Genomic DNA, 10,193 nt, shown 5'->3' with positions numbered 1-10,193 from the left:
GGACCAGGAGGCCTAGCCTCCGCCTCGGGGAGGGACCGGGCGGCGGGCGCCCGATCCCTCCCCGAGGCGGAGGCTAGGCCTCCTGGTCCTCACGGCGGCGGCTGCGGGCGATCAGGAGCGAGCCGAGGCCGAGGGCGACAGCACCTCCCGAGAGCAGCAGCCAGGAGCCGGTCTCCACTCCGGTGGAGGAGAGGCCGCCGGGGCCGGTCGGCGCGGTGATCGGCGCGGCCGTGGCGGTCGGTCCGGCGGTCGGCACGACCGTCGGCTCCGGGGTCGCCGTGGGCTCGGGGCTCACGGTCGGCTCGGGCGTCGCGGTCGGCTCGGGCGTCGCCGTGGGCTCCGGAGTCGCGGTCGGCTCAGGCGTCGCGGTCGGCTCAGGCGTCGCGGTCGGCTCCGGAGAGCCGGTCGGCTCCGGCGTCGGCGTGGGCTCCGGGGTCCCCGGCAGCTCGACGGCGGCGCCCTCCGGCGCCACGGCGAGCAGCGCCCGGGCGACGTCGCTGAAGGCTCCGACCGGGTGGTTGCGGAACACCGGCGAGGTGCCGAAGAGGAAGCCCTCGGTGCCCGACTCCGTCGAGAACGAGACGGCCGAGGCCTGACCGGCCGCGTCGCTCCGGGACTGCCCCTCGGAGTCGACCCAGTGCCCGGCGACGAACGTGCCGTCCTCCGAGTAGCTCTGCTCGACCGCGACCGACTCGTCGAAGCCGCCGAACCACAGCGCGGGCGAGACGAAGGCGGTGTCCTGCGGGTAGTCGCCGAGGACTCCGCCGGCCGGCGTCTCGACCGAGACGATGCCGTTGGAGCCGCTGGTGCCGGTCTGCGCGGTCAGCTCGGCCAGGCCGAAGTCGGACACGAAGGCCGCTCCTGCGCCGCCGCGGCCGACGACGTCGCCGCCCGCCGCGAGGAACCCCTCGACCACGGCGCGGCCCGCGGCCTGCTCCGGGGTGAAGGAGAGGGCCCGTCCCACGTAGAGCACGTCGGCGCCGTCCAGAGTCGCGGTGCCCGAGGCGAGCGCGTCCGCGTCCACGGCGACCGCGTCGGCGAAGCCGAGCTTGGCCAGCGCGTCGCGGTCCTCGTTCGTGCCGGAGTAGGCGATGCGGAGGGTGTCGAGCGCCTTCCCGTCCTCGGCGCGCACGCGGTCGGCGGTGGTCGCGGTGAAGTCGACGCCGAAGACGGCGGCGGCCCCCTCGGCGGCGGCGAGTCCGGCGGCGTCGGCGCGCAGGGCGATGGTGCCGTCCTCGAACTGCTCGAGCGCGACTCCGTCGGCCAGCAGCGCGTTGACGGCCTGGTACTCCAGGACGCCGCGCGGCTCGAAGGCGAGGTAGTCGGCGCCCGCCGGGACGGAGCCGGTCGGAGCCACGGCGGTCACCGGCTCCAGGCCGACGGCCGGGAGAGCGTCCGTGGTGGAGCCGATCGCCTGCACGTCGGCGCCCCAGAGGAGCGAGAGGCTCCAGGCCGAGACGTCGTACATCTCGGGCACGCGGCTCGAGATGTCGCTGCCGTCGGCGAGGAGGACGTTGGCGAGACCGAGGACCGACTGGTGCATGTCGACCAGGTAGGTGCCCGCCGGGTAGGAGACGCCTCCGACGCTCGTGGCGGACGTGGTCCGCGACACCTCGACGCCGTGGGCGAGGAGCTGCTCGACGAGGGTCTCGGCGTCCGAGACGGAGCGCTGCGTGCCGTCGACCGGGATCATGTAGGCGCGCGGGTACTCGGTCGTGTAGACGTCGGTCTCGTCCCAGATCTCGGTCCACTCGGTCGGCATGCCCGCGGGCAGGTCGGCCGCGGAGACGTCGGCGGGGATCTCGACGGCGGGGGCGCCGGTGACGCCGCGCTCGAAGATGGCGACCTGGTTGCTCAGAAGGGCGTCGCGATTGGCCTCGATGTAGTCGACGGAGGCGTCCATGACGATCCCGGCGACCTCGACGTCGATGTCCGCGTTGGCCTGGCCCTGGGCGATCTCCTCCGGAGTGGTGTTCGCCGTGCGGCCCAGCGGCAGCTCCACCGTGTTGGTGATGGCGCCCTGGAAGGCGACGTACTGCGGAGCGAAGATGGGGGGCCAGTCGTCCCAGCCCGCGCGGATGTCGCGGTAGGGGATGAGGATCTTCCCGGTGTTGTCCGTGGTGGCGCTGCCGTCCTCGGCGAGGTAGGTGTTGCCGGGCACGTCGGCCTCGACGACGCGGCGCTCGATCTCGAGTGCGGTCGCGTAGGCGTGCGGGAGGAAGAGGTCGTACTCGTAGTTCTCGCCGTGCGGCGGGCCGCAGGGCTCGACCTGGAGGATCCCGGTGTAGCCGTGGATGTCGATGAAGTACGTGGGCTGGAGGACGCTGGAGAGGTCGCGGATCACGGCCGCCTCGCTGGTGGCTCCGGTGATCATGTCGCGGTTCGGGTCGTAGCCCGCGGCGACGGCGCGCTGGCCGAGGGCGCGGCCGTCGGGGTTGTTCGTGACGGTGAAGTAGAGGCGGTTGCCCTCGAGCAGCGCCTCCGTCTCCGCGTCCTCAGCGGTGGCGACGCCCTCGATGTACTCGAGGATCGCGTCGCTGCCCTCCCACTCGTTGCCGTGGATGTTGCCGTTGAACCAGACCGGCACCTTGTACCCGTCCATCAGCTCGACGTCGGCGGCCGCGGCGGCGGGCTCGTACTTGAGCCGGTCGCGCCACTCGGCCTGCTGCGCCGTCTCGGCCTCGGTCTCGGGAGCGGTGACGGTGACCAGATAGATGTCGCGGCCGAGGCCGGACTTCCCGACCACCTGGGTCGAGACCCGGTCGGAGCGGGCGGCGAGCGCGTTGAGCTGCGGCGCGATGGCGTCGTAGGGGGTGACTCCGCGCAGGAGCGAGGCGTCGGTCGGGTCGACGGGCACCTCGGTCAGCGGGGTCTGCTGCGGGTAGCTGGTCGGCACCGCGATCGGGGCGGACGGCGGACGCACGATGTCCACGCGGGTGTAGTCGGCGGGTGCCGCGGTCGTGGCGGTCGCGGGCGGCGCGACCAGGAGGCCGCCGGCGGCGAGCGCGAGCGCGGCGCATCCGGAGGCGAGGGCGGTTCGAGATCTCAAGCGGAGTTCTTCCCTTGTCGAGGCGTGACGGAACGGATCGGGCCCCCGTCGGCGTCTGGATCTCCGAATCGGATGTGAACCCTCTCAGGAAGATAGAGGCTCCATGTTTCCGTCGCGTGTCGGCCGGGTCAGGTCCGCGAGATGCCACATCGGTACGCCTCGGCGGGCGTGTCGCATACCGGACTGGCATCTCGCGGAGGGAGGACGGCCGGTCCGGTCAGAGGAAGAGCGAGAGGACGAGGGTCGCGCCGAGTGCGAGGACGGAGGCGAGGGAGACGCCGACGGTCACCGACTTGAGGGCGCCGCGGACCGACTGGCCGAGGAAGCTCTGCAGCAGCCAGAAGGTGTTCGAGGTGACGTGGATGCAGAACAGCGCGCCGGAGCCCGCGGCGAGCGCGATCAGCAGCGGGTCGAGGCCGAGCGTGGCGGCGACCGGCGCGACGACTCCGGCGGCCGTGATCGCCGAGAGGGTGACCGAGCCGACCGCGATGTGCAGCACGGCCGCCATCACCCAGACGAGCAGCAGCGGCGCGGTCGCCGAGGTCGAGAAGTAGCCCTTCAGGATCTCGCCGAGGTCGCCCTGCGCGATCACCGCGGCGAGCGCCCCGCCGACGCCGGTGAGCAGGAAGATCTGCCCGCCGTCCTGGAAGCCCTTGGCGACCGCCTTCTCCATCCGCGCAGTGCCCACGGTGGACCGGCCGACGACTCCGGTGCCGATCACGGCGAGGAGGAGCGCGATGACGGGGTTCCCGAGGAACTGCAGCACCGGCAGCTCGATCCCGGAGACGGTGAGCACCGCCTGCGCGGCGATGAGCAGCAGGGCGAGGAGCATGGGAGCGAAGAGGAGCAGGAGCGGGCGCTCGCGAGCGCCGTCCGGCTCGGCGGGGGACGGGCTCCCTCCGTCCGAGTCGTCGTGCGACGCGTCCACCGCCCCTCCTGGTGCGCCCGAGGACGCCCCGGGCAGCGCTCTCGCGCCGAACGTCGGCAGCCGAGCGGACTCCGCGGAGGATCCCGCTCCCACGGTCGCGAGGCCCGTCGTATCGTCGCGCACGACCAGCTGCTCGTCGCGGGCCGGGTCCCAGAAGCCGAGGCGGAACGCGAGCGACATCAGCAGGATCGTGACCACGACCGTCGGCGCCACCACCGCGAACCCGCCGAGCATCATCACGCCCAGGGGGACTCCGAGCAGCCCCGCGAGCGCGACGGCGGCGAACCCCGGCACCATCATCACGATGCCCATTTCGAGCCCGACGGCGAAGGTGACGGCGACGATGCCGGTGCCGGCCCGCCCCAGCCGCGGTGCGATCCGCCGGGCGAGGGGGGCGGCGATCACGATCAGCGCGTCGACGAAGATCGTCTGCAGGTAGGTGGCGAAGGAGAGTCCGAGCGCGTAGGGGATGCCGCGGCGGCCGAAGACGCGCATCAGGCCCTCGACGAGCCGGACGACGGCGCCCATCTCGTTGAGCATCGCGCCGATGAGCACGCCCCACCCGATCAGGAGGCCCGCCTCCATCATCACCTCGCCGAAGCCGGTGGTCATCGTGGAGACGGTGTCGACGGGGCCGAGACCGGTGAGCAGGCCGATCGCAGCGGCTCCGACGGCCAGCGCCAGCACCGGGTTGAACCGGAAGCGCACGATCGCGACGACCACCGCGACGATCACGAGGGCGACGACGCCCAGGGTGTACCACTCGGGCATGACGTCCTCCTCCGCCCGCGACTGCGCGTGCCGTCACACCCTAGGGGACCGCCGCGCACCCCCTCGCCCCCGCCGGGCGCGGGGCCGTAGCGTGGACGCATGGCACTGACGCTCCCCGAGCCCCGATTCCCCTCCCTCCTCGACTCCCCCGTCCTGCGCTGGGGCGTCGTCGCCCCCGGCTCGATCGCCGGCTCCTTCGTCGAGGCGCTGCAGAAGCACACCCGGCAGCGCGTGGTCTCGGTCGGCTCCCGCTCGCTGGAGCGCGCGGAGCGGTTCGCGAGCCGGTTCGGGATCGAGCGGGCCTCGGCCGGCTACGAGGCCGTGGTCGAGGATCCGGAGGTCGACGTCGTCTACATCGCCTCCCCGCACTCGGAGCACGCCCGCCAGGCGCTGCTCGCCATCGCCGCGGGCAAGCACATCCTGGTCGAGAAGCCGTTCGCGCCGACCCCGGGCGAGGCCGAGATGATCGTGCACGCCGCGCGCGACGCCGGAGTGTTCGCGATGGAGGCGATGTGGATGCGCTACCTGCCGCACATGGACGTCGTGCGGCAGCTGCTCGCGGACGGAGCGGTCGGCGCGCCCGCCGTCGTCTCGGCCGACTTCGGCGCCGCCTTCGACTTCGACCCCTCCAGCCGCATCTTCGACCCGGCGCTCGCGGGCGGCGGCCTGCTGGACGTCGGCGTCTACGCCTCCTCCTTCGTCTCCATGGTGGCGGGCACCCCGCAGAGCACCGTCGTCGCCGGCAGCCTGACCTCGACCGGCGTCGACGCGACCGCGACGATCGTCGGCAGCCACGCGCACGGGGTGCAGTCGGTGGCCACCTCGACCGTGCTCGCCGACACCCGGCACGCGGCGAGCGTCGCGGGGCGCGCGGGGCGGATCGACGTGCATCCGTCGTTCTGGACGCCGGGCGGCGTGACGCTCACCCGCGGCTCCGAGAGCGGATCGTGGATCGACCGGACGCCGCTCCAGGGCGGCGAGGGCCTCGCCTGGGAGGCGCTGCACGTCGCGCAGTACGTGACGGAGGGGCGCAGCGAGTCGCCGCTGCACCCGCTCGACGAGGTGGTCGCCGTGGTGCGGACCCTCGACGACGCGCGCCGCCGGCTCGGCGTCTCGGTGTAAGGCGGGGCGGGCCGGGGTCTCAGCTCGGACTGCCGGGGCGGGTGCGGTGCGCAGGAGCGCGTGCGATCTGCAGGTGTGTGTGCGATCTGCAGGTGTGTGTGCGATCTGCAGGTGTGTGTGCGATCTGCAGGTGTGTGTGCGATCTGCAGGTGTGTGTGCGATCTGCAGGTGTGCGTGCGATCTGCAGGACGTTGGGTGATTCGCAGGTGCGATTCGCAGGGGATCGGCCGAGTCCGGAGACGTTCTGCTCGCAGAACGAGGCATCTCGCTCGGATGCCCTGCAGACGGCACAATCCCCTGCAAACGGCACAGTCCCCTGCAGACCGCACGATCCCCTGCAGGCCGCACGATCGCCTGCAAACGGCACAGTCGCCTGCAACCCGTAGAGTCCCCTGCAAACGGCACAGTCCCCTGCAAACCGCACAGTCGCCTGCAGACCGCACAGCGGCCCTCAGCCCGCCGGCAGCTCGACGCGGAAGCTCGTGCGCCCCGGCTCGGACGCGACGAGGACGCGCCCGCCGTGGGCGTCGACGACCGCCGCCACGATCGCCAGGCCCAGCCCCGTCGATCCGGTCGTGCGGGCTCGGGAGGAGTCGCCGCGGGCGAAGCGCTCGAACAGCACCGGCACCAGCTCCGGCGCGATGCCCGGGCCGGAGTCGGTGACCGTCACGACAGCGATCGGCCGCCCCTCCGCCACCTCCTCGGCGAGCGCTGCCACGACCCGGGTGCCGGGGGGCGTGTGCACGGTCGCGTTCCGCAGCAGGTTGGCGACCACCTGGTGCAGCCGGAAGGCGTCGCCGCGGATCTCGATCGGCTCCTCGGGGAGCTCGAGGTCCCACTCGTGGTCGGGGCCCGCGGCGTGCGCGTCCGAGAGCGCCTCGATCACGAGCAGTGTCAGATCCACCGGCTCCTTCTCGAGGTCGCGGCCCTCGTCGAGGCGGGCGAGCAGGAGGAGGTCCTCGACCAGCGAGGTCATGCGGGTGGCGGCGGACTCGATGCGGTCGAGGGAGTAGGCCGCCGATTCCGGCAGCTCGGTCCCGCCGCGCCGGGGCAGCTCCGCGTAGCCGCGGATCGCCGCGAGGGGGGTGCGCAGCTCGTGCGAGGCGTCGGCGACGAACTGCCGCACCTTGTCCTCGCTCGCCTGCCGCGACTCCAGAGCACCGGTCACGTGGTCGAGCATGCGGTTGAAGGCGGCGCCGACGCGGCCGACCTCGGTGCGGGTGTCGGCGTCCTCCTCCGGGACCCGCTCGACCAGCTCGACGGCGCCGCGGTCCAGCGGCAGCTCGGCCACGCGGGTCGCCGTCGCCTCCACGCGCTCCAGGGGCCGCAGGGCCACGCGGATGATCACGGTGGCGACGAGGGCGACGAGCAGCATCGCCAGCAGCACCACCACGACGACCACCCAGGTGAGGGAGGCGAGCGTCTCGGCGACCTCGCCCAGGGGGACGCCGACGACGACCACGGAGCCCTCGACCGCGGCCGCGCGCACGCGGTACGTCCCGAGGCTCCCGGACAGCTCGATGGTCGCCTCCTCGCCCCCCGCGGCGACGGCGGCCGCGAGCACCGAGTCGGCCGGGTCCGAGAACTGCCGGCAGACCCCGTCGGCATCGACGTAGGCGCCGATGAAGGAGCCGTCCGAGCCCTGGACGGCGGTGATGGTGCTGAGGTTCTGGCTCGGGCCGCTCCCGAAGGATCCGCTCGGGCAGGTCGTGGCCTGCTCGATCGCACTCGACCCGCCGAAGCGGCTCGGCCCGTCGAAGTCCTGGAGGCGCGTGATCGACTGGCTGAGCGATGCATCCGTGCTGCCGTAGAGGATCGAGCGCGCCGAGAGCACGCTGACCGCTCCCACGACGCCCGCCGTCACCGCGACGAGCGCGACCACGGCGACGACCATCCGCCGCCGCAGGGTCCACGGCGCGCGCCGGCCGTTCCGGGAGCGGCGGAGGGCGGAGCGGGTCGCGAAGTCGCCGAGCGACGGGCGGCCGGGGCGGCTCACTGGTCGGCGGGCTTCAGGAGGTAGCCGGCGCCGCGCACCGTGTGGATCATCGGCGAGCGGCCGGCGTCGATCTTCTTGCGCAGGTACGAGATGTAGATCTCGACCACGCTCGACTTGCCGCCGAAGTCGTACGACCAGACCCGGTCGAGGATCTGGGCCTTGCTGAGCACACGGCGCGGGTTGCGCATCAGGAAGCGCAGCAGCTCGAACTCGGTGGCGGTCAGCTCGATCTCGTCGCCGCCCCGGCGGACCTCGTGGCTGTCCTCGTTCAGCACCAGGTCCCCCACGACGACCTCGGGGTCGTCCGCGTCGTTGGCGAGCAGGGTGCTGCGGCGGATGAGGCCGCGCATCCGCGCGACCAGCTCCTCGAGGGAGAAGGGCTTGGTGACGTAGTCGTCGCCGCCGGCGGTGAGCCCGGCGATCCGGTCGTCGAGCGCGTCCTTCGCGGTGAGGAAGAGGACCGGGGTCTCGCTGCCGTCGGCGCGGACCCGCTGCAGGACCTGGAGGCCGTCGATGTCGGGGAGCATCACGTCGAGCACGATCACGTCGGGCCGGAACTCGCGGGTGATGGTGATCGCGGCGCGGCCCTCGGCGGCGGTGCGCACCTCCCAGCCCTCGTAGCGCAGCGCCATCTGGAGCAGGTCGGTGAGGGTGCTCTCGTCGTCGACGACGAGGACGCGGATCGGCGTCCCGTCGGCCCGCTTGAGGCGGGTGCGCTGCGCGGGGGCGAGGTGCTTCGAGGGGGCCGGGGTGCTCATGACTCCAGTATCGGGAGTTCCCTATGGATCGGCTATGACCGGCCGATGCCGTCGCTGTGCGCTCCCGATGAGTCCTCGGCGGGATCGGCGTCGAGCTCCTCCGGAGCGATCGCGGCGGTGCGCGCGTAGCCGCGGACCCGTCGGTCGATGAAGGTCGCCGCCCAGAGCAGGACGCCGATCACGAGTAGCACCCCCGCGATCCCGTACTGGGCCGTGTCGCGTCCCGAGGTGATCGGCAGCACCAGGTAGACGCAGGCGATCGCGCCCAGCACCGGCAGCACGGTGGGGGTCCGGAAGTGCCGGTGCTCGACCGGCTGGCGCCGCAGCACCAGAACGGAGACGTTGACGACGGCGAAGACCGCCAGCAGGAGGAGGGAGGTGGTCCCGCCCAGCAGCACCGCGATGGGGTCGGAGGGGTCCCGCGACACGTAGGCGGTGAGGAGCAGGGCGATCACCGTCGTGAAGAGGATCGCGGCCCACGGCGTGCGCCGTCCGCGCAGCACGTTCTGCAGGAACGGCGGCAGCACCCCCTGGCGGCTCATCCCGTAGAGCAGGCGGCTGGCCATCATCATGTTGATCAGCGCGCTGTTGGCCACGGCGAAGAGCGAGATGAAGGGCAGGAGCGTCGAGATCGGGAAGTCGGGCGCCGCGGCCTCGACGACCGTGACGAGCGGAGTGTCGTTGCCGGCCAGCTCCCCCACGGGAACGATCGCGACGGCGAGCGTGGACACGAGCACGTAGACCACGGCGGTGATGCCGAGACCCGTGAGCATCACGCGCGGGAAGATACGGCTGGGCTCCTTCGTCTCCTCCGCCATGTTCACCGAGTCCTCGAAGCCGACCATCGCGAAGAACGCCAGCGAGGTCGCGGTGCTCACCGCGAGCAGCAGCGACTTGTCCTCCGGTGCCTCGAACGCGACCACCCGCGAGAAGTCGGCCTGCCCGCCGAACACCGCGAAGAAGCAGACGAAGATCACCAGCAGCAGGCCCGAGAGCTCGATGAGGGTGAGCACCACGTTCAGCCCGACGCTCTCGGCGACACCGCGCAGGTTGACCAGGGCGATGCAGACCATGAACACCAGCGCGATGCTCAGGCGCGTCCCCGCACCGTCGCCGAGGCCGAACCCGATCGCGAAGTTGCTCGCGAAGGCGCCCGAGGCGGCGGAGGCCGAGGTGATCCCGCTCGCCATCACGGTGAAGCAGACGAGGAACGTGACGAAGTGGATCCCGAACGCCTTGTGCGCGTAGAGCGCGGCGCCGGCCGCCTGCGGGTACTTCGTCACCAGCTCCAGATAGGAGCAGGCGGTCAGGGTGGCGACGACGAATGCGATCACGAAGGGGAGCCACGCGGCCCCGCCGACCTCGGCCGCGACCTGCCCGGTGAGCGCGTAGATCCCGGTGCCGAGAATGTCGCCGACCACGAACAGCAGCAGAAGCTTGGGGCCGAGCACCCGCTTGAGCTCGGGTGGGGCGGCGGTCTCTCTCGTGGCGGTCATCGTCGGCCCCTCCCCCGTTGCGGATGTGCGCGAGCCTACGACCGCGGGCACCGCCCCGGGAAGAGCGGGCGCC

The 10,193-nt window shown here is 72.5% G+C and carries 6 protein-coding genes; 1 reads left to right on the top strand and 5 read right to left on the bottom strand.

Annotation, left to right across the window (positions count from 1 at the left end; all coding sequences use genetic code 11):
- Positions 1-73: 73 nt before the first annotated feature.
- A complete protein-coding gene (locus C5D08_RS12995; RefSeq protein ID WP_104277383.1) occupies positions 74-3,049 on the bottom strand; it encodes a M14 family zinc carboxypeptidase in 2,976 nt (991 codons plus the stop codon).
- Positions 3,050-3,266: 217 nt separating this feature from the next.
- Positions 3,267-4,748, bottom strand: coding sequence for a GntP family permease (locus C5D08_RS12990; protein WP_104277382.1), 1,482 nt, complete (start codon positions 4,746-4,748; stop codon positions 3,267-3,269).
- 99 nt (positions 4,749-4,847) lie between these two features.
- Here C5D08_RS12990 and C5D08_RS12985 point away from each other — a divergent pair, with 99 nt between their 5' ends.
- Positions 4,848-5,870 (top strand): Gfo/Idh/MocA family protein, encoded by a 1,023-nt coding sequence (locus tag C5D08_RS12985; RefSeq protein ID WP_104277381.1) that lies wholly within the window; start codon positions 4,848-4,850, stop codon positions 5,868-5,870.
- Positions 5,871-6,321: 451 nt separating this feature from the next.
- Here the strand turns inward: C5D08_RS12985 and C5D08_RS12980 are convergent, their stop codons facing one another.
- Genes C5D08_RS12980 through C5D08_RS12970 form a run of 3 tightly spaced genes read right to left on the bottom strand, consistent with a single transcriptional unit; the run spans position 6,322 to position 10,120 of the window.
- A complete protein-coding gene (locus tag C5D08_RS12980) occupies positions 6,322-7,866 on the bottom strand; it encodes a cell wall metabolism sensor histidine kinase WalK (RefSeq protein WP_258067403.1) in 1,545 nt (514 codons plus the stop codon).
- A complete protein-coding gene (locus C5D08_RS12975; RefSeq protein WP_104223650.1) occupies positions 7,863-8,624 on the bottom strand; it encodes a response regulator transcription factor in 762 nt (253 codons plus the stop codon). Before C5D08_RS12975 ends, C5D08_RS12980 begins: the two co-directional genes overlap by 4 nt.
- Positions 8,625-8,656: 32 nt before the next feature.
- Positions 8,657-10,120 carry an APC family permease gene (locus C5D08_RS12970; RefSeq protein WP_104277380.1) on the bottom strand — a complete coding sequence of 488 codons (1,464 nt, stop codon included), beginning with the start codon at positions 10,118-10,120 and terminating at the stop codon, positions 8,657-8,659.
- Between the last annotated feature and the right edge of the window lie 73 nt (positions 10,121-10,193).

This window comes from Rathayibacter sp. AY1B6 (genome assembly GCF_002932755.1).
Classification (GTDB): Bacteria; Actinomycetota; Actinomycetes; order Actinomycetales; family Microbacteriaceae; genus Rathayibacter.
This window is presented reverse-complemented; position numbering and strand designations above follow the sequence as displayed.